Source organism: Phytohabitans houttuyneae, from assembly GCF_011764425.1.
Taxonomy (GTDB): domain Bacteria; phylum Actinomycetota; class Actinomycetes; order Mycobacteriales; family Micromonosporaceae; genus Phytohabitans; species Phytohabitans houttuyneae.
On sequence record NZ_BLPF01000001.1, the window covers coordinates 3,558,682 to 3,578,365 of the forward strand.

Genomic DNA, 19,684 nt, shown 5'->3' on the forward strand with positions numbered 1-19,684 from the left:
CCAACACGTGTACTCCGTCTTCGATCACGCGCTGGATCGATTCTGCGGGCTGCAGCCGACCCGGCGCATCGCTTGCCACTTCGCGGCGAGGCTGACCCGGACCCTGACCGTTCTGCGCTGGTCCGAGCCGTGCCCAGCTGCGGTCGCACCTCGAACCTGGCCAGCTCGGCCACGCCTTTGGACGCCAACGCTTCATCACCGGCCCGCCGAAGTCACCGACGGCCTGCCGGGTGTTCGGCGCAGAAACTCTGGACAGCATCGAGTCCGCGGTGGCAGCCCCACGGCTTGCTCGAGGCCAGCGACGGCCACCACGTGTACTGGGGCGACCGCTCGAAGCGGCCCAACCCGACGAAGCTACGACCTATACGCGCGGATGATGGTCTGCTCGAACGCGCTGCCACCGTTCGCCGACACCGACACCTTCAGCGACACGGCCGAACCCGACACCGCCGACCCTGCCGGGAGCACCGCTCGATACCGGTCACTGCCCACCGACCGCACCGACACCGGGCGCCACGTCACCCCGTCGTCCAGGGAGGTCCACAGGCGGAACGACGTCACCTTCTGCCGTGGCACCCCAACGGCCTGCAGCACGGCGAACTCCGCCGCACCCCCAGCCGGATGGTTGGCAAACGTCAGCGGCAGCGCGTAGTCCACCGACAGCAGCGGCAGCGGCGCGCTGCCGGTGCCGCGGGGGGCGGCCGACCTGAACGTCCACGCCGTGTTCACCCGCGTCGACACGGGCAGCACGCCGCTCACGTCCAGGTCGTACGTAAGGCGGTAGGCGCCAGCAGCAGCTGGAACAGCGAAGTCGCCGGCCGATGCCTGGTGCTCCCCCAGCAGCGCGCCGTCCCGGTAGAGAGCAAGCCGGCGCGCGGCCGCCTCCCAGTCGAAGCAGGCGAAACGCTGGTGCTGGTCGGTCAGCTCGACAAGCTGGATGTGCAGGTTGCCGCGCGTGCGGCTGGGCGGCGTCGGCACGCAGCCGCTCGGTGACGGTTCGGCCGCGTCGTAGAAGTCGGTGCGCAGCGGCTGCCGTACCCACGTCTTCTGGTGGCGGCTGCCCGGCGCGTAGGTCCGCGCCGGCTCCTGGGTGACCACCCCGCCGGCGTAGAAGGCCTCGTCGATCCACGCGTAGCCGGGCGATACATAATCCACCCTGTTGCCGGTGACGTCCGTGGTGAAGTTTTCCAGGACGAAGAGGCCGGATGGTGCGAGGCCGTACCGCTTGTGTCCGGTGACCTCGTCCGGCGCGTCGAGGCGGTGGAAGCGCTGGTCGATGCGGATCAGCGAGGCGGTGCTCATCACCGGCGAGAGGTCGGTGAGCCCCGACGGGTGGGCGTGGATCAGGTCGTAGAGGCGGGCGCCGGACGCGTGCAGGCCGGCCGCCGTGTACGCGTGGAACTCCCCCACCTCGGGCTGCTCCATCGGCACCGCGAAGACACTGCCGAGGCGGGCGTCCTCGCCCCAGGCGTACGCGAAATCGTCCCAGGAGCCACCGCGGCGGCCGCGCTGCTCGTAGAGGATGCCCACCGCGCTGGCCTCGGTTTTCACGCCCTCGACCGCCATGCTCACGGGGCGGGCCGACGCGGCGTCGAGCACGACGGTGGTGTCGGCGGCGATGGTCACGTCGGGATCGCCGGTGAGGGCGACCCGCTGCCGCTCGGCAAACTCCCACACCGACCCGACGACGCTGAAGCGGCCGGCCGGCACGCGTACCCGGATGGTGCCCTCGGGTGAGAGGTAGAAGCTGACCGCGTAGGCCGCGGGGTCGTCGAGGTTGACGATGTTGCCGAAGGCAGCGATGTCCGACAGATCCGGCGCATTCGGGAGTGTGGTCATGGTGAGCGTGAGCTCGTGACTGGGCGGCTCGACCTGGAAGGTGACAAGCGTGCCGCTGACCGTCGCGGCGTAGAAGCCGGGCGCCAGGCCCGACCGGTCGACACGCAGCGTGGCGGTGCCGGTCGCACCCGGGCGCATGGCCAGCAGGCGCGGCGTCACGGTGGCGGCCGGGAAGGTGGCGCCGTGGCGGTCGACGACGCGCACGCCGAGCGGCATGGCGACCATCGAGTCGCCGGTGTTCGTCCAGGTCAGGGTCGTGGAGGAGGTGACGGGCCCGAGGTTGACCACGCCCTGGCCGCCGACCACGCTGTCGAGGACGGCGGTCGCGTCGAGGCGGCCGGCACCCACCTCGTACGGGTCGGCGCCCGGCAGCCGGTCCGCCGCGCCCACCAGCGCCGCCTTGAGGCGGGTGGCATCCCAGCCGGGGTGGCGCTGCACGAGCAGCGCGGCGGCGCCGGCGACGTGTGGCGCGGCCATTGAGGTGCCGGAAGCGGCCGTGTACCTTTCGTCGACCACCCGCCCCATCGCGGTGCCGGCCGCGCGGGCGGCCACGATGTCGACGCCGGGGGCGACGATCTCGGGCTTGGCGGCGTTCGTGTTGATGACGGGTCCGCGGCTGGAGAAGTCGGCGAGGCGGTCGCGCGCGTCCACCGCGCCGACCGTGAGGGCGCTGGCTGCGGCGGCGGGCGCGGTGATGAGGCGGTCGGCGTACCCGTCGTTGCCCGCGGCCACCACGAAGAGCGTCCCGTGCTTCCTGGTCAGCGTGTCCACGGCCATCGACATCGGGTCTGTGCCGTCACTCGGCTCCCAGCCGCCGAGGCTCATGTTGACCACGTCGGCGCGGCTGGCCGCCCACTCCATACCGGCGATGACCTGCGAATCCATGCCGTTGCCCTGGTCGTCGAGCACCTTGCCGGCGAGCAGGTCGGCGCCGGGCGCGATGCCGCTGCGCTCGCCGCGGGCACCCGCGCCCGAGCCGGCCGCGACCGCCGCGACGTGGGTGCCGTGCCCGTGCCGGTCGATCGCGTCGCCGCCCTCGACCGTGAAGTCGACCTTCTCGGTGACGCGGCCGGCCAGGTCGGGGTGGGTCGGGTCCACGCCGGTGTCGAGGATGGCGATCTTCGCGCCCACGCCGGTGTACCCGCTGGTCCAGGCGCGCGGCGCGGCCACCTGTGTGATGTTGCGGTCGAGGATGGCGGTGGCGCGGACGCGGCGGTCCAGCCACACCTTCGCGCCGTCGGCGGGCAGCGCCCGCACGAACGCGGCGCCGCCGTCCTTGGCCTGCCGCCCGGCCACCGCGGCGACGCTGGGCAGGTCACGCTTGGCGCGCAGGCCCGCGGCGAGCGGCGCCCGCGACGCGGCGGCGGGCGTGCCGGGTCGCACGATCAAGGGCAATTCCTTGGTACGGGCGTCGTCGTACCCTTCCATGATCAAAGTTGTGACGTCGAAGAGGTCCTCGTCGAGCACCTTGCCGATCAGCGAGGCGACCCGGCCCGGGATGACCCGCACGTGGCCGTCGGCCCCACAGGAGCGCTGCAGCACGCCGTCCGGTGTCGCGGGGCGCACGCTCACCACCGGGCACCCTGTCGCGCGGGTGTGCACGGTCACGACGTCGCCGCTCAGCAGCGTCACCGTGTAGGTCTGCCCGGGCGGCAACGGACCTGGGTCCACAGTGGACGCGGCGGCGGCCGAGGTCGGGTGGATCAGCGCGAACAGCAGCAAGATCACCGTCGCGGATGCGATGCGCGATTTGTACCCAAACACGCCGTGCCCCCTTCGTCGCGAGGATCAACACGTAGACGCATGGACATCCGTTTCGGGTTGCATGCCATCTCGCTTCGGGTTGCCTGCCATTTCGCTCACCCCGCTCGCTCGGGGCATAGTGGTGCGATGGGCCACCTCCCCCGGGTCCAGCTGGCAGTGCTGCTGGCTGCCGTCATCCTCGTCACCCTCGGTATCGCTCGTTGGCAGACCCGACCGGACGCAGCCCCCGAACCCGCCGCCGTGACCAGCACCTGCGCCGGCCACCCGGTCACCGCCACCCGCCAGCTGCGCGGTATGTGGCTGACCACGGTCAACAACACCGACTGGCCGAGTCGCCCCGGTTTGCCCGAGGAGCAGGTCAAGAAGGAGTACCGGGAGTGGCTCGACCTCGCACAGCGCCGCGGGCACAACGCGGTGTTCGTGCACGTGCGGCCGGCCGGTGACGCGTTCTGGGAGTCGGACTACGCACCGTGGTCGTACTACCTGACCGGACGTGCCGACGGGCAGGGGCCGGGGTGGGACCCGATGGAGTTCATGATCGCGGAGGCGCACGCCCGCAACGTGGAGTTCCACGCCTGGTTCAACCCCTACAAGGCGCACCGCTCCGGCGTCTTCGCCGAACTGCCGCCGGACCACCCGCTCCGCGCGCACCCCGACTGGGCGGTCGCCTACCCGGCCAAGGGCAAGGGCAGCCGCCTGCACTACAACCCCGGCATCCCGGAGGCACGCAAGTTTGTGGAGGACTCGATCCTCGACGCGGTCAACCGGTACGACCTGGACGGCGTGCACTTCGACGACTTCTTCTACCCGTACCCCAAGGGGCGCGAGGACTTCAACGACGCGGCCGCGTTCAAGGCACATGGCCGGGGGATCACCAACAAGGCCGACTGGCGCCGCGACAACGTCAACCTGCTGGTGAAGGAGACGAACGAGCGGATCAAGGCGGCCAAGCCGTGGGTGAAGTTCGGCATCAGCCCGTTCGGCATCTGGCGCAACGCGTCCACCGACCCGCTCGGCTCGCCCACGCGCGGCCTGCAGAGCTACGACGCGATCTACGCCGACACGCGGCGGTGGGTGCAGGAGCGGTGGGTCGACTACATCGTGCCGCAGCTGTACTGGCACATCGGCTTCGCGATCGCCGACTACGCCAAGCTGCTGCCGTGGTGGTCGGAGCTGGTGGCCAACAGCCCCGTGCAGCTCTATGTCGGCCAGGCCGACTACCGCATCGGGCAGAAGGGCGCCTGGAGCAAGCCGGACGAGCTGGACAAGCAGCTGGCACTCAACCGCAAGTACCGGGTGACCGGCAGCATCCACTTCAGCGCGCGGCAGGTGAAGGCCGACCGCCTGGGCGCGGTATCACGCTACGCGCAGGCGCACTACGGCGAGCCCGCGCTGGTGCCGGCAATGTCACACCTGCCGGGCAAGCGGCCACCCGCGCCCGAGGTCGAGGCCGACCGCGTGGACAGCGGCGTGCGGCTCCGCTGGGACGGCGACGCGACGAGCTACGCGGTCTACCGGGTCGACGGCGAAGCGGCCCGGCTGGTGGCCACGACACGCGGCACGACCTGGGTCGACACCGCGAAGAGCGAGGGGCCGCACACGTACTGCGTCACCGGCCTCGATCGACTGTGGAACGAAGGAAACGCTAGCGAACCACGCGTTGTCGCGTAGACACGCATCGCTATCCATTACCGAACGTCGTTGCCCGCTAACGCGATTTCTACGCTTTTCCCAGGTCAGAGCGTTGCTGGAGTCCACTGTCGATCCGGTAAGCTTTCCCGCGGTTTGCCGCGTGACGGTGCCCCCACGGCGCCGGCGGCACACCGCCGCCTAATCGCCCGCACGGGCGAGTCGGGGAACCAGGTAACTGGGGTGAATCCGCACAGCGGTAGGGATCCTTCCGTCCCGAACCCGTCAGCTAACCCGGCCGGCGGCTGATGGGAGGACTGTGCATGACGGCATCCGTACGTCGCCGGCGCTGGTCGCTGGCCGTAGCCCTGGCCGCTGCGGCGGCCACGCTGCTTTCCGGGGTGGCCATCGGGCCAGGTGGGGCATCCGCCGCGCCGAAGCCCACCCCCGGCGACGAGGGCGGCACCCCGCTGCTGCGGGACGTGCTCTCCGAAACGAGCAAGGGCTACATCGACGCCCGAAACGCCGTCACCAAGTCACGTGGCCGCCAGCTTCAGCTCCAGCTTGAGCTGGAAAAGGCTCAAGAGACCATCAAGGAGATGGAGCCCGAGGTAGCGCTCGTGGCCGGCACCTCCTACCGAAACGGCCGCATCGGCCCGATGAGCCTGCTGCTCAACAGCGCCTCGCCGGACGAGTTCCTGGAGCGCGCGGCCGCGCTGGACATGCTCGCCGCCCGCGACAACGCAAAGCTCGCGAAGCTCAACGCCGCCCTCACCCAGGCCAGCCGCGCCAAGGCCGCCATCGACATCGAGGTCAAGGAAGAGCAGAAGCAGCTCACCATCATGGCCCGGCAGAAGTCCGAGGCGGAAAAGGCGCTACAACTGGTCGGCGGCAAGGCAACCGGCGGCTTCGTGAGCGCCACCTCACCCGAAGCCCGCCCGGCGCCACGCAACAGCGACGGCGGCTTCTCCTCGCAGGGCTGCACCGCCGAAGACCCGACCACCGGCCGCTGCATCACGCCCCGCACGCTGCACATGCTCAAGGAAACCCAGCGGCTGGGCTTCAAACGCTTCGTCAACTGCTTCCGTCCCGGCGGGCCGTTCGAGCACCCCAAGGGCCGCGCCTGCGACTTCTCCTCCGAGCCAAACGGCTTCGGCGGCGACGCCACCGGCGGCGACAAGCTCTACGGCAACAACCTCGCCGCCTTCTTCGTGCGCAACGCCGACCGCCTGGGCGTGATGTACGTGATCTGGTACCGCCAGTTCTGGTCCCCCGCCACCGGCTGGAAGTCGTACAGCGGCGCGGGCGGCGACCCGTCGAGCGACCACACCAACCACGTACACATATCGATGCTTTAGCGAGCTACCGCGATGTCCGCCGTGGTCCGGACCGTTGCTCCCGCGGCCTCACCCTCCGCGGTCGCCCAGCTCACCCCAGGAGCCCGCTCCGGCAAATCTTGGCAAGTTAGCGGCGAAATAACGCGCTAACTCACCAAGGTCTCGAAGCTCACACCGCCTGCACCTGATCGACAGTCACCGACCGCGACGACGGCACCGAACTCTGGGCGGACTCGCGTAATCCAGCTCGAAGATCTGCAGAAGCACAGGTAGGGAAAGATCAGACAGGTGGATCTTGCAGTCCATGCCTTACCCCGTAAGGTCGGCCACTGCGCACGGACACCGTGAGCTGGGAAGATACCGAGGGCTGTCGCCTGATGGCGGATTAGTGGTCAGTCAGGGGACATGGTCAGGGGTCGGCTGGTGGCCTATGTCCGCGATGTTCAGCAGCCCGGGCCGTTCTCGGTGAGCAGGTCAGAGTGGTGGTCCAGGACCACGGTCAGGACGGGTCGTTCGTCGAGCTTCGGCGCGGGCAACGCCCGCGTGATCGGCAGCCCGCCCAGAGAACCGGGAGTGGGCACAGTGGCCGTAACCAGCCCAGCCGACCAGATCCGAGCGCTTGGCTGTCGGGCTGGGTCCACGGACCGGAGCCGAGCGGCAACTGTGCCGCGGCCAGGGTCAACAACCCGACGCGGTGGTCCACGCCAATCGTCGGTATCCACGCACTGTGCGATCGATGCGACCACGGCTCTACAACCAACCGAATACTTCGTGGGAACACGCCGGCAGACACGCCCACCAACTCCCTGATCAACAAGGAAAGGGGCGTGTGGGTGTGCTTGTCGTGCGGACCTGGCAGCGGAGGCCGGGGAAGTCGGCGAGCCCTGGCGAGCCGCCGGCCGGAGCGGTGCCCGCGGGAGCGTGCGGTCCGCAGCTGACGCGGGCCGGGGCACATCCGCATGGGAAAGGCCCCGTGCTGACCGCGCGGGGCCTTTCTCGCCGTTGCGATTTACTGGTCGGGCATCCGGCGGGCGGGGGCCCGGCCGAAGGGCTGGCGCGGCGGCGGGCCCACCGGTGACAGTGCCGGGATCGGCAGCGTCAGCGGGCTGTCGCTGGTGACCGTGACGTGCTCGCCGTGGTGCAGCAGGTCGAGCTTGGCGCCGTCGCCGCCGTTGCGCAGTGAGTACGTCACCTCGTGCGGCTGCACCGCGACCCGCAGCCGCAGGCCGCGCCAGAGGAGCGAGAACTCCATCAGGTTGATCCGGCTGGGCAGGCGCGGTGCGAACGACAGGCTGCCGCCGTGGTCGCGCATGCCGCCCAGACCCGCCACCACCGACAACCATGCGCCGGCGAGCGCTGCGATGTGCAGGCCCTCCCGCGTGTTGTTGTGGATGTCGTGCAGGTCCATCAGCGCGGCCTCGCCGAGGTAGTCGTGGGCCAGCTCCAGGTGGCCCACCTCCGCGGCCATGACCGCCTGGGTGCACGAGGAGAGCGACGAGTCGCGAACGGTGCGCTGCTCGTAGTAGGCGAAGTTGCGCGCCTTCTGCTCGGGCGTGAACGCGTCACCCCGCCAGTGCATCGCCAGTACCAGGTCGGCCTGCTTGATGACCTGCTTGCGGTACAGGTCGAAGTACGGGTAGTTCAGCAGCAGCGGGTAGCCGCTGGGCGGGGTGGCCGCGAAGTCCCACTCCTGGAGCCGGGTGAACTCCTCGCACTGCTGGTGTACCCCGAGCTCCTTGTCGTACGGGATGTGCATCGCGGCGGCCGCGTCGCGCCAGGACGCCGCCTCCTCCTCGTCGACGCCGAGCCGGCGGGCCTGCTCCGGGTGGCGCAGGGCCGCGTCGGCGGCGCCGACGAGGTTTTTCTGCGCCATCAGGTTTGTGTAGATGTTGTCGTTGACCACCGCGGTGTACTCGTCGGGGCCGGTGACGCCGTCGATGTGGAAGACGCCGTGCCGGTCGTGGTGCCCCAGCGAGCGCCACAGCCGCGCCGTGTCGACCAGCAGCTCCAGGCCCACTTCGCGCTCGAAGTCGTGGTCGCCGGTGGCCACCACGTACCGCTGGACCGCGTCGGCGATGTCCGCGCCGATGTGGAAGGCCGCGGTGCCGGCCGGCCAGTAGCCGGAGCACTCGTGACCGCGCACGGTGCGCCACGGGAACGCGGCGCCCTTGAGCCCCAGCGTCTGCGCCCGCTCCCGCGCCAGGTCGAGCGTCGCGTGCCGCCACCGCAGGCCGTGCGTCACCGCCTCCGGCTGGGTGTACGTGAGCACGGGCAGCACGAACGTCTCGGTGTCCCAGAAGACGTGCCCGTCGTACCCCGGCCCGGTGAGGCCCTTGGCCGCGATCGGCCGCATCTCCGCGCGGGCGCCCGCCTGCAGCACGTGGAAGAGCGCGAAGCGCACCGCCTGCTGCACCTCGGGGTCGCCGTCCAGCCGCACATCGGCCGCGTCCCAGAAAGCGTCAAGGTACTTGCGCTGCTCGCGGACCAGCCCGTCCCAGCCGGAGAACTTGGCCGAGGCGACCGCCGCGCCGACCTGGTCGCGCAGCGCCGGGAACGAGCGGCGGCTCGACCAGCCGTACGCGAGGATCTTGACGACCCGCAGCTTTTCGCCCGGCTTGAGCACGGTCGCGACCGTGGTGCGGGCGAAGTCCGGGTAGGACTCGGTGCTGATCGACGTGCGCTCCGGCCCGGAGATCTCGTGCTCCATCGCGGCTGCCATCCGCAGGCCGCTCTTTTTGGTGCGGTGGATCAGCAGGCCACCGGCGGCGGTCGCCAGGTGCTCCTCCGCCTTGAGCGGCGCCTTGAGCACGGCGGCCACGCGAGGGTCCTTGCGGGTGGCCGGCAGCTCCTCGTTGGCGACGAGCTCGGACTGCACGATCAGGCGCAGCGGGCGGTCGTCGGCCACCTCCACCTCGTAGCAGATCGCGGCGACCGCGCGCTGCGTGAAGGAGACCAGGCGGGTGCTGTGCACGCGCACCGCCCGCCCGGCCGGCGACACCCACTCGACCGTGCGGTCGAGCGTGCCCGCCTGGAGGTCGAGGACGCGCTGGTGGGTGCGCACCTCGCCGTATCTGACGTCGAAAGGCTCGTCGTCGACCAGCAGGCGGATGAGCTTGCCGTTCGTGACGTTGACTACCGTCTGCCCGGATTCGGGGAAGCCGTAGCCGGCCTCCGCGTAGGGCAGGGGTCGCAACTCGTAGAACGAGTTGAGATAGGTGCCCGGCAACCCGTGCGGTTCACCCTCGTCAAGGTTACCGCGGAGTCCAATGTGGCCATTGGACAGCGCGAAGACCGACTCAGACTGAGCCAGCACATCGAGGTCGAGCCGGGTCTCCCGGACGTGCCAGGGCTCGACCGGGTAAGCCCGCTCACGGATCATGGATTCTCCAGCAACTCACTGAGGTCGCGCACGACGATGTGGGCGCCGTGCTTGTAAAGCGCGTCGGTTTGCCCGACCCGGTCAACCCCGACGACAAAGCCGAACTCGCCGGCGCGGCCGGCCTCCACACCGGCCAGGGCGTCTTCGAAAACGGCCGCAGCCGACGGCGCGACGCCGAGCAGCTTAGCTGCGTCAAGGAAGGTATCGGGGTGCGGCTTGCCGCGCAGATTGTCGCGTCGGGCGACGATGCCGTCGACGACCACTTCGACCTCGTCGATGAGGCCCGTAACGGTCAGGATATCGCGGCAATTGGCGCTTGCAGAGACCACAGCGCGACGCAATCCTGACTCACGGACGGCCTTCAGATAGGTGACCGAGCCCTCATAGACCTCCACCCCGTCCTCGCGGATGTGGCGGAGCAGCAACTCATTCTTACGGTTGCCGATGCCGTTGATCGTTTCCAGGTCCGGCGCGTCGTCCGGGCTGCCCTCGGGCAGGGTGATGCCCCGCGAGCCGAGGAAGGTGCGGACGCCGTCCGCCCGCGGCCGGCCATCGACGAACTTGTTGTAGTCGTCGCCCGGGTCAAACGCGCGGAACGGCTCACCGTCGCGCTCGGCACGGGCGCGTAGGTAGGCGTCGAAGGTCTCCTTCCAGGCGGCGTTGTGCACCTTGGCGGTTTGCGTGAGCACACCGTCTAGATCAAACAAACAGGCGGTAACGCCATCGGGGAGTCCCAACACCCGGACAGAGTAACCGCAAAACCTCTTACGAAACTGCCGGCTCACCCGTGACTTTCATGGTCACCGTGAGTGGCGGGCCGGCCTGCCTTCTGTCCCGGCTCCACCACCACGAACTGGCCCATCATCCCCGCATCTTCATGTTTGAGCACGTGGCAGTGGTACATGTACGGCACGTCCGGATCGGCGTAGTCGGCGAATCGCGCGATGATCTTTACGGTCTCGTTCGGTGCCAGCAACACCGTGTCCTTCCAGCCACTCAGCTCGGCCGGTGGCGGCGCCCCGCCCACGGAGAGGACCTGAAACTGCACGTCATGGACGTGGAAACTGTGCGCCGTGCCGTCCTCTTTAGTGATTTCCCAAACTTCTGTGGTGTCCTTGGTGACGACCGCGTCGATCCGGCTCATATCCATCTTCTTGCCGTTGATCTGGCGCCCGGAGAGGGTGAACTCGCGCGTCTTCACCGCTTCACCCGGGTCCAGTCGTTCGATCGGCGCGAGCGCCGCGGGCACCGCTGGCGAGGGCGCAAGGTTACTCTCCGTACGCAGCTGGAGTACGTCCAAGGTGTCCCTCCCACCCCCGAAACGGTCGGTTACGGGGTTGTCGAGATCAGCTGGGTAACTACGAAGCGTCACCCGTTCATCCGGCCGAAACGCCACGATGATCTCCGCGCGCTCACCCGGCGAGAGCCGGATGCGGCTCATGTCGTGTGGCGCCGGCAGCAGCCCGCCGTCGGTGCCGATCAGCGTGAACCGGCGGCCGTCCGACAACCCGAACGAGTACGTCCGAGCGGCCGACGCGTTGAGCAGCCGCAGGCGGACCCGCTCGGTGCGCACGTCCAGGTAGGGCGCGACGGTCCCGTTGACGAGCACGGTGTCGCCGGTACCGCCGCCGTCCTCGATCTGCCCGTCTCCGTCGAACGAGCGGTCCTGGACGATCACGGGGATGTCGTCGGTGCCGTAGTCGTGAGGCAGCGCCAGCTTCCGCGTGGGCTCGTCGTCGAGGATGAACATGCCGGCCAGCCCGCGCTGCACGTGGCGGGCGGTCTGGCCATGCGGGTGCGGGTGGTACCAGAGCGTCGCGGCCGGCTGGTCCACTGTCCAGGTCGGCGACCAGGTGGCGCCGGGGCGGACCTCCTGGTGCGGCCCGCCGTCCATGCGCGCCGGCAGGTGCATGCCGTGCCAGTGCACGCTGGTGGGTTCGGCGAGGCCGTTGACGACGTTCACCAGGACCCGTTCGCCACGCTTGGCGCGGAGGGTGGGTCCGAGGTGGTCGCCGTTGAAGCCCCAGGTGCGGGTGGGTCGGCCCTGCCCGAGGTCGGTACGCCCCTCCTGCGCGCGCAGGTCGAACACGCGACGCCCCTCGCCGTCCACCCGCGACTCGGCCAGCGGCGGCACGGCCAGCGCGTTCCGAAAGTCGACCTTGCCGGTCGTGTCGAGGTCCGCACCCGTCCACGCCACCACGGCGGCCACCGCCCCACCGCCGCAGCAGAGTGCCAGCACTGCGCCCGCGGCGATCAGCGCCACGCCTGTTCGTCGTCTCATGCGTCCCACTCCCACTCCTAATCTCTCTACATGTAGCTTGGCTACCTATATGGCCACGCGTCCACGTTCTCAGGGCGGAATGGGGGTCCCTTCCAGGGTTACTTGCGGGTAACATCTCGCGCATGTCCATCGACGCGCAGGCCGTCGGCGCCGGGATGCTCCAAGCGGTGCCGTTCGCTCGCACCCTCGGTTTCGAGTTCGTCGACGCCACACCAGACGGCGAGGGCGGCGTCAGCGCGGTCGTCCGCCTGCCCGACTCGCCCGCGACGCACAACCACGTCGGCGGCCCGCACGCGGGCGCCATCTTCACGCTCGGCGAGACCGCGTCCGGCGCGGTGGTGCTGGCCGCGTTCGGCCACCTGCTCGACCGCGCGGTGCCGCTGGCGGTCCGGGCCGAGATCGCGTACAAGCGGCTGGCGCTCGGCACCGTTCGCGCGACGGCACGCCTCGGCCGCCCGGTGGCGGAGGTCGCCGCCGAGCTGGCCGAGGGCACCCGCCCGGAGTTTCCGGTGCTTGTCGAGATCGGCACGGAGGACGGCGAGACCACGGCCGAGATGACGGTGATCTGGACCTTGCGGCCGCCGCGCTGAGTACCGTGCAGGCGTGACCGACCCGCTCGACAAGGCGCGGCAGATCGCCGACGACGTGCTCTTCCCCGCCGCACTCGAGGTCGACGCCACCGGCGTGATCCCGGCCGGCCACCTCGACCTGCTGGCGTCCGCGGGCTTCTACGGCATGGCCGCCGGCGACGTGCCGCATCCGGCGCTGCTCGTGGAGACGCTGGCGGGTGGCTGCCTCGCCACCACGTTCGTGTGGATGCAGCACCACAGCGCGGTGCGCGCGGTGGCGGACAGCGAGCGCCCCGACCTGATCGAGGAGTGGCTAGACCCACTACGCCGCGGCGAGCGCCGCGCCGGCGTCGCGCTGGGTGGCCTGCGCCCCGGCCCGCCATCGGTGCGCGCCACCGCTGTCGACGGCGGGTACGAGCTGGACGGCAGCTCCCCGTGGGTCACCGGCTGGGGCATGATCGACGTCCTGCTGACCGCCGCGCGCGACGCCTCGGACACCGCGATCTGGCTGCTGGTGGACGCCGTGCCCGGCCCGACGCTCAGCGTGCAGCCCTTGGAGCTGGCCGCCGTCGACGCCAGCTCCACGGTCGAGGTGACCTTCGAGGGCCACGTCGTGCCGGCCGAGCGGGTGGCCACCACGATGCCCTACGCGCAGTGGGGTCCACGGGACGCCGCCGGGCTGCGGATGAACGGCTCCTTCGCCCTCGGCGTCGCCGCCCGCGCCATTCGCCTGCTGGGGCCGAGCGGTCTGCACGCCGACCTGGACCTGCTCGGGCCGAGCGGTCTGGACGCCGAGCTGGATGGGTGCCGCGCCGCGCTGGACGCCGCCGCACCGGAAGCTCTCCCCGCCGCCCGCGCGGCCGCGTCCGAGCTGGCGATGCGCGCGGCCACGACGCTGGCGGTGGCGAGCGGGGCACGCTCGGTGCTGCGCGACCACCACGCGCAGCGGCTGGTGCGCGAGGCGATGTTCCTGCTGGTGTTCGGCTCCCGCCCGCCGATCAAGGCCGCGCTGCTCGACCTTGTCTCGCGGAAGGTGGGCTAGTGCGGTGACGCCCTGCCGGGCGCAGAGTTCCGGGTCCGTTGGTGGCCCACCGCACTAGCCGAAATTTTGGGCTACCGCTCTCTGTCCGTCGTGGTCCGGACCGTTGCGCGGGGCCCCGGGGAAACGTGGAGCGCAGCGGAGCGTTTTCTTGGGGTGCGTTCCCGCGGCCTCACCCTCCGCGGTCGCATAGGTCACCCCGAAGAGCCTGCTCCCGCAGATCCAGGCCCTGTTTGAAAAGGACTGTCGAGGCGAGCCGGAGTCCAGCCGGCCCTTGATCGATTGTCACGGACCGCCACGGCGGCGCTGCCTTGCGCCGGACCAGGCCGCGAAGGCACCAGCCAGATCCCTTGGTCGGTTCGGCACGGCTGGGGTTGCCCTTGCCGGGGGGCAAGGCCATAGAGAGCTGGGGTGACGGTGAGACAAACCCGCAGCCCATCGTCACCGCATGCGGCGTGCGCCTGCGCGGCGACACGGGCGTGGCTGCTGGTGTTCAGTGGCGTGGCCTGTGGCCGGACCGGGCGGGGTCCGGCCAGGGTGCCCCGCAGCGTCCGTCCCGGATCGCTCGGCGTGGGGTCCGGGCTGGGGCGGCCCCACAGGATTCGGGTCCCTCGCAGCGTCCGCCCTGGATCGCCAGGCGCCGACGCCGGAGCCGACCAGGGCGATCACCACGTGGCGCGCGCCGGCTTGCGTGGAGGGCTTGCCTGCGGGTGTCGCCTCGGGTCCAGCGCCCGCCTGACTGCCAGGCGGGCGCTGGGACACACGGTCAGAACAGGTCGGCGATCGTCCGCAGGATCTCGGCGTAGAAGTTGCCCTCGATGCTGCGGAACAGCGCGAACTCCTGCCCAGGACTGCCGAAGAACGGCCGCAGCGTCCACGCGAGCTGGGTGCCCACGAAGCCGAACAGCAGGATCCAGATGTACAGCAGCGTCATGCTCGCCGGGCGCTGGCCGTCGCGAGCTGGCGGGCGCTGCGGGCGGGGGCCGGTGTGGGGGGTAGCCACCGCGGGCGCCCGGGTCCCAGCCGGCCGCGACCGGCAGCGGTGGGGGCGGCGGCAGCGGCGCACTGACCACAGTGGACGCGGCACCGCCGTTGACCGCGGCGGGTGCGGCGGCGGGCACCGCTGTGGCGGGTACGGCTGAGATCGGGGTGACCGGGACGGCCTCGGCGGGAGCCGGCTGGGCCGGGACGGCGGCGGGCACCGCGGGGGCCGCGGCGGGCTGCACGGCCGGTGCCAGCAGGCCGTGCTCGTTGAGCACCTGCATGCCGCTGGTCAGGAAGCGGAGGCCGACGATCGCCGAGAGCGTGAGGATCGCGACGTTGAGCAGTTTGAAGAAGCCGTAGTCGGGTGCGGTGATGAGGAAGAAGAGGCTGATCGGGGCGAACGCCACGGCCAGCATCGCGGTGACCGTGATGGCCACCATGACCATCGCGAGCGCCTGCCGCACCGACAGCCGCGCACCGAAGACCAGGTTGAACAGGTAGAGCGTCGGCAGGCAGATCGCCAGCGTGACGAGGAAGAGCAGCGGGAGCTTCGCTGCCGACGTCAGCGCCATCAGGAAGCTGTGGAAGGCGCCCAGGACCGCGCCGTAAAGTGCCAACGCGATGGCGGAGCTGGCCAGCATGTGTGTGGTCAGCTGGCCCAGCTCCCGCTCATCGACGATCTGCTGCCAGATGCTCTGCCGATCGCGCAGGATGCGCTCGATCACGAGCAACCCAGAACCGTTAGCGGACATCCGCTGACGGTAGGGCAGCGGGTGTGACTACCGCCACCCCACATCGATCCGATCGCCGCGCTCGTCGAAGAAGTGCAGCGCGTCCATCCGTACCGAAATGGCCAGCGGATGCCCCGCGGACACCGCGGGGTACGGCGCCAGCCGCACCGCGAGCTCGGCCGGACGGCGGTGGTGGCGGCCCGGGTCGCTCAGCACGCTGGTGCGGTTGCCCTGCCCCATCGCCGGCTCCGGCCGCCCCGTCTCCCCGGCCGCGCGCCCGGTGAGCCGCTGCATCACGTGGCCGAAGCGGCGCAGGCGGCTTGTGCCGTTGGCCCCTTCGGTGTCGGTGACCGGCCCACCCAGGTCGTCGACCAGGATGGCGGTGGCTCCGATGTCCAGGAACGCGAGCGACTCGTGCCCGTGGTGCTCCAGGTATCGGATGCGCCCCTGCAACACGTCGCCCGGCGTGCCCGGCGCCACCGGCGTGAGGGCCTCCGCCCGCATGCCGACCACGATCCGCTCACCGTGGTAGTGCGCCACCGCACGGGCCCGGATGTCGTCCCACGGCAGGTAGAGCGCCTGCTCGCCGAGGTTGAGCGCGACGTACCGGTCGAGGTGCACGTAGACCGACGCCTCCAGCAGGTTCATGCGGGGGCTGCCGAGGAAGGCGGCGACGTAGAGGGTGGCGGGCCGCCCGTACACCTGGGTGGGTGTGCCCACGTCCTGGAGCACGCCCTTGCGCATGATCGCGACGCGGTCGGCCATGGTCAGCGCCTCGGCCTGGTCGTGCGTCACGTAGATCGTGCTGACGCCCAGCTCGCGCACCAGACCGGAGATCTCGGCACGCAGCTCGGCACGCAGACCACTGTCCAGGTTGGACAGCGGCTCGTCCATCAGGAACAGGCCCGGTCGCCGCACGATCGCCCGGCCCATCGCCACCCGCTGGCGCTGACCACCGGAGAGCTGGCTGGGCTTGCGCGAGAGCACGTCGCCGATCCCGAGCGCGCTCGCGACGTCGGCCACCCGCTCACCGCGCGGGAGCTGGTCGACGCCGGAGAGACGTAGAGGAAAACCAATATTCTCCCCAACAGTCATGTGGGGATATAACGCGAAATCCTGGAAAACCATCGCTATCCGCCGGTCGCGCGGCGGAAGATCGTTGGCTAGCTCGCCGTCAAGCAGGATCGCTCCCGTGGTCGGGTCTTCCAGCCCGGCGACCATGCGCAGCACGGTCGACTTGCCGCAGCCCGACGGGCCCAGGAGCACCATGAATTCGCCATCGTTAACGTCGAGGCTGACGTTGTCGACAGCTACCGTGCCATCTGGAAAAACTTTGGTGACATCCTTGAGCGCGACGGTGGTCACCGTCACCTCCCCGCAGCTTCGTTGCCGGCCCCCGAATAGGTAACTGTGACGAGCGTTACGGCTTCAGCCCATCGGGTAAACGTGCCATGTTCGTGGTGTGACAGGGTGATTACTGCCCAGTTCAGACGAGTTTTTCCGTACCCCCGGCTATGGGGGCGCAAACCGGCAGGAAAAACGCGTCAGCGCCCGGCGGCGCCGTAACTCCACGTCCGCCACGCGTCCACGGTCACCAACGCCACAACGTAGAGGCCGAGCATCGCGAACGCGGCGGTGGCCGCACCGGCCAACGCGCCGACGACGAGCACCGCCACCCGGCCGTCCCAGCCCAGCCCCAGACGGTGCAGTGGCGGCCCCTCGATCCGCTTCTCCAGCCGCGTCGTGAAGTCGGCGTGGTGCAGCGCGAGCGCGGCCAGCAGGAGGTACACGACGGGTAGCGGCACGCCGTACGCCACGCCGAGCGCGACCACGAAGAGCAGCTCGGCCGCGCGCAGCGCCGCCGGCACGAGCCAGTCGAGCGGGCCGTCGTGCGGGTGCCACGCGCCGAGCGCGGCGACGAGCACCAACGCGACGAGGGCGGCGACCACCGCGTCGCTCCCGCCCGACCGCGCCACGAGCAGCGCCACCCCCGCGCCGACCACCGCGAGCAGGGCCACGGCGAGCGGCTGGACCGCCCACCGCCGCACGAGGGCGGCGGCACCGTCGTCGCGGTAGAGCGTCGGGTCGGCCGACGCGAAGACCGGCACCCGCATCGAGAGCGCGCGGGCGGTGCGCAGGACCAGCGTGTACGCGGCGGAGAGTCCCATGCACCCCAGCACCGCCACCAGCGCCACCTGCTGGTCGAAGAGCGCGGCGCACACCGCGATCACGGCCCACCGCGCGCCCATCGGGAAGAGGGCGGTCTGCTTGAGCCAGTACGCGGGAGAGCCCTGGTCGGACTGCACGCGGTGGGAGAGCCGGCCGAGCCGCCCGGTGCGCGGGGTGGCGCGGGCGGCGGCCTCGTCGTGCAACGCGAGGTACCACGTGTCGGTCTGCTGCCGCACGGCGACCAGCAGCAGGACGCCGACGGCGAGCGCCCACCCGTCGCCATGCGCGCCGGCCGCGAGCCCGGCGTAGACCACGGCCTCCTTGACCCGGTCAGACATCGTGTCGAGCCACCCGCCGAACGGGCTGAAGCGCCGCGTGTACCGCGCCAGCTGGCCGTCGACCCGGTCGAGCACGAAGCCGAGGTAGAGCAGGAGCGCGCCGAGCACCAGCGCGGGCCGGCCGCCGGCCCAGAACAGCAGCGCGGCGGCGACCACGAGCGCCACCGACGCGGCGGTGACCGTGTTGGGCCCGACGCCCACCCGGGCCGCCCAGCCGGTGAGGCGCGGTGACCAGGAGCTGACCAGGTACGTCGCGACGAGGTCGTCGCGCTCCCGCACCGCCAGCCGCAGCTCGACCTCCTCCGGGTGGATCTCGGCGATCGTGGCCTGGGCGGCCGCGCGCGCCACGCCGTCGCGGGCGCGGGCGGCGACGAGCTGGCGCACCCGCTGGCTGAAGACCGTGACGCCCACGCGGCGCAGGGCCTCGGGCAGCGAGTCGAGGCCCACCCCGACCCCGCCGCGCGCGGCCGCCATCAGGTCGGGCAGCTCGGGCGGGTCGACCCGCAGGGCGCCGGCGAAGGCCGCGTTGGGCTCGCCGGGCACCAGGCGGCCGCGCTCCTCGCGCACCCGCTCGCCCCGGGAGCCGGACGCCACCTCGACGACCAGGGCGACGGTCGAGCCGGCCGGGTTGGTGGCCAGGTGGCGGAGCACGGCCGTGTGTGCGACGAGGTCGTCGGAGCAGATCAGCAACGACTCTTCGGACGTGCTGGCCATGCCGGCCAGACCGGCGAGGTCGGGGACGGCCACGACCTTGTCCGCACCGGCAGCGCGCAACTGCTCCGAGATGGGCCCGGCGGTCAGCTCCAGCCCGGAGGTGACGATGACACCCAACATCGATGAGCCGCCCTACCCCAGGAATTGACGCCGGCCAGGTTAGCAGCCATCAGCCCAGCTCAGGGAAAGCCCTCAGGCGCCGTTCAGGGCGCGGTCCATCGCGCTGCGGAGGCGGGCGGCGCCGCCCGCTCATACCGTGGACTACATGAGGACGAAACTCGTACGACCCCGAGACCAACGGATGATCGCCGGTGTCTGCGCCGGCCTCGGACGCCGCTTCGGCATCTCCGCGAACGCGATGCGGCTGATCTTCCTCATCTCCTGCCTGCTGCCCGGCCCGCAGTTCGTGATCTACATCGCGCTGTGGATCATCATGCCGAACGAGGACCGCTACGCAGCCACGCACTAGCCGAGCCCTTCCACATGACATTGAGCTACCGCGATGTCCGTGGTGGTCCGGACCGTTGCGCGGGGCCCCGGGGAAACGTGGAGCGCAGCGGAGCGTTTCTCGGGGTGCGTTCCCGCGGCCTCACCCTCCGCGGTGCAAGAGCCCCGCGTCGGCGACCGTCACAAGGTCCGGCTGGTGTCTCGGCAGGCTGGCGAGGTGAGTTCGCGGAACCAGCGGTCCGGACCCACCCACGGTCGGCCCCACCCCACCTGGAACGAGGGTGTCGCGCCGCAACGTCCGTGACCTCAGGACAGCCCGCCACCTCCGGCAACGGCATCGCGCCCAGCACCCACCGGTCTGTGGACCCACCGGACGCCACCGCCGCGTCCAAGGCGCACTCCGGGGCTGGGCGCAGCGATGCGCCCAGCTTTGGAGCCTGCCGCACCCCGCCGCCAGCGGACCG

At 70.7% G+C, this 19,684-nt stretch carries 12 protein-coding genes, 1 pseudogene and 1 riboswitch; of the genes and pseudogenes, 5 read left to right on the forward strand and 8 right to left on the reverse strand.

Going from position 1 to position 19,684, the window contains the following annotated elements:
• Positions 1 to 354: 354 nt before the first annotated feature.
• Positions 355 to 3,567, reverse strand: a complete 3,213-nt coding sequence (locus tag Phou_RS15880; protein WP_246273576.1) for a S8 family peptidase — start codon at positions 3,565 to 3,567, stop codon at positions 355 to 357.
• 162 nt (positions 3,568 to 3,729) lie between these two features.
• Between Phou_RS15880 and Phou_RS15885 the strand changes: the two genes are divergently transcribed.
• Both Phou_RS15885 and Phou_RS15890 read left to right on the forward strand, forming a co-directional pair.
• Positions 3,730 to 5,274, forward strand: a complete 1,545-nt coding sequence (locus Phou_RS15885) for a glycoside hydrolase family 10-like protein (protein WP_173056745.1) — start codon at positions 3,730 to 3,732, stop codon at positions 5,272 to 5,274.
• Positions 5,275 to 5,420: 146 nt separating this feature from the next.
• Positions 5,421 to 5,552: riboswitch (cyclic di-AMP (ydaO/yuaA leader) on the forward strand.
• Positions 5,553 to 5,555: 3 nt separating this feature from the next.
• Positions 5,556 to 6,590 carry a coiled-coil domain-containing protein gene (locus Phou_RS15890; RefSeq protein WP_173056746.1) on the forward strand — a complete coding sequence of 345 codons (1,035 nt, stop codon included), beginning with the start codon at positions 5,556 to 5,558 and terminating at the stop codon, positions 6,588 to 6,590.
• 402 nt (positions 6,591 to 6,992) lie between these two features.
• On the opposite strand, the pseudogene Phou_RS56045 reads toward Phou_RS15890, so the two are convergent.
• The 4 genes and pseudogenes from Phou_RS56045 to Phou_RS15905 form a co-directional block, all read right to left on the reverse strand.
• Positions 6,993 to 7,196 (reverse strand): annotated as a pseudogene (locus Phou_RS56045) (IS982 family transposase); the annotation flags it as partial.
• A 382-nt stretch (positions 7,197 to 7,578) separates the two neighbouring features.
• On the reverse strand, positions 7,579 to 9,948 hold the full coding sequence (locus Phou_RS15895) for a glycoside hydrolase family 65 protein (RefSeq protein ID WP_173056747.1): 2,370 nt from the start codon (positions 9,946 to 9,948) through the stop codon (positions 7,579 to 7,581).
• Positions 9,945 to 10,688, reverse strand: a complete 744-nt coding sequence (locus Phou_RS15900; protein ID WP_173056748.1) for a beta-phosphoglucomutase family hydrolase — start codon at positions 10,686 to 10,688, stop codon at positions 9,945 to 9,947. Before Phou_RS15900 ends, Phou_RS15895 begins: the two co-directional genes overlap by 4 nt.
• A 41-nt stretch (positions 10,689 to 10,729) precedes the next feature.
• Complete coding sequence (locus Phou_RS15905) at positions 10,730 to 12,229, reverse strand: multicopper oxidase family protein (protein ID WP_173056749.1); 1,500 nt, start codon at positions 12,227 to 12,229, stop codon at positions 10,730 to 10,732.
• Between the two features lie 122 nt (positions 12,230 to 12,351).
• Between Phou_RS15905 and Phou_RS15910 the strand changes: the two genes are divergently transcribed.
• Both Phou_RS15910 and Phou_RS15915 read left to right on the forward strand, forming a co-directional pair.
• Positions 12,352 to 12,819, forward strand: coding sequence for a DUF4442 domain-containing protein (locus Phou_RS15910; protein ID WP_173056750.1), 468 nt, complete (start codon positions 12,352 to 12,354; stop codon positions 12,817 to 12,819).
• A 13-nt stretch (positions 12,820 to 12,832) separates the two neighbouring features.
• Positions 12,833 to 13,840 carry an acyl-CoA dehydrogenase family protein gene (locus Phou_RS15915; protein WP_173056751.1) on the forward strand — a complete coding sequence of 336 codons (1,008 nt, stop codon included), beginning with the start codon at positions 12,833 to 12,835 and terminating at the stop codon, positions 13,838 to 13,840.
• Positions 13,841 to 14,502: 662 nt separating this feature from the next.
• Here Phou_RS15915 and Phou_RS15920 read toward each other — a convergent pair.
• From Phou_RS15920 to Phou_RS15930, 3 genes are all read right to left on the reverse strand, one after another.
• Positions 14,503 to 15,573 (reverse strand): hypothetical protein, encoded by a 1,071-nt coding sequence (locus tag Phou_RS15920; RefSeq protein WP_246273577.1) that lies wholly within the window; start codon positions 15,571 to 15,573, stop codon positions 14,503 to 14,505.
• Between the two features lie 27 nt (positions 15,574 to 15,600).
• Positions 15,601 to 16,917: an ABC transporter ATP-binding protein gene (locus tag Phou_RS15925; RefSeq protein WP_173056752.1), complete on the reverse strand. Its 1,317-nt coding sequence runs from the start codon at positions 16,915 to 16,917 to the stop codon at positions 15,601 to 15,603.
• A gap of 179 nt (positions 16,918 to 17,096) precedes the next feature.
• A complete protein-coding gene (locus Phou_RS15930) occupies positions 17,097 to 18,893 on the reverse strand; it encodes a DUF5941 domain-containing protein (RefSeq protein ID WP_173056753.1) in 1,797 nt (598 codons plus the stop codon).
• Between the two features lie 145 nt (positions 18,894 to 19,038).
• On the opposite strand from Phou_RS15930, the gene Phou_RS15935 reads away from it, so the two are divergent.
• Complete coding sequence (locus Phou_RS15935; protein WP_173056754.1) at positions 19,039 to 19,242, forward strand: PspC domain-containing protein; 204 nt, start codon at positions 19,039 to 19,041, stop codon at positions 19,240 to 19,242.
• Positions 19,243 to 19,684: the final 442 nt, after the last annotated feature.

Excerpts from the sequence above, each read along its gene's own strand:
- Phou_RS15885 (WP_173056745.1), top strand. The coding sequence starts at position 3,730 with ATGGGCCACCTCCCCCGGGTCCAGCTGGCAGTGCTGCTGGCTGCCGTC.
- Phou_RS15890 (WP_173056746.1), top strand. The coding sequence starts at position 5,556 with ATGACGGCATCCGTACGTCGCCGGCGCTGGTCGCTGGCCGTAGCCCTG.
- Phou_RS15895 (WP_173056747.1), bottom strand. The coding sequence starts at position 9,948 with ATGATCCGTGAGCGGGCTTACCCGGTCGAGCCCTGGCACGTCCGGGAG.
- Phou_RS15905 (WP_173056749.1), bottom strand. The coding sequence starts at position 12,229 with ATGAGACGACGAACAGGCGTGGCGCTGATCGCCGCGGGCGCAGTGCTG.
- Phou_RS15910 (WP_173056750.1), top strand. The coding sequence starts at position 12,352 with ATGTCCATCGACGCGCAGGCCGTCGGCGCCGGGATGCTCCAAGCGGTG.
- Phou_RS15920 (WP_246273577.1), bottom strand. The coding sequence starts at position 15,573 with ATGTCCGCTAACGGTTCTGGGTTGCTCGTGATCGAGCGCATCCTGCGC.
- Phou_RS15930 (WP_173056753.1), bottom strand. The coding sequence starts at position 18,893 with ATGTTGGGTGTCATCGTCACCTCCGGGCTGGAGCTGACCGCCGGGCCC.
- Phou_RS15935 (WP_173056754.1), top strand. The coding sequence starts at position 19,039 with ATGAGGACGAAACTCGTACGACCCCGAGACCAACGGATGATCGCCGGT.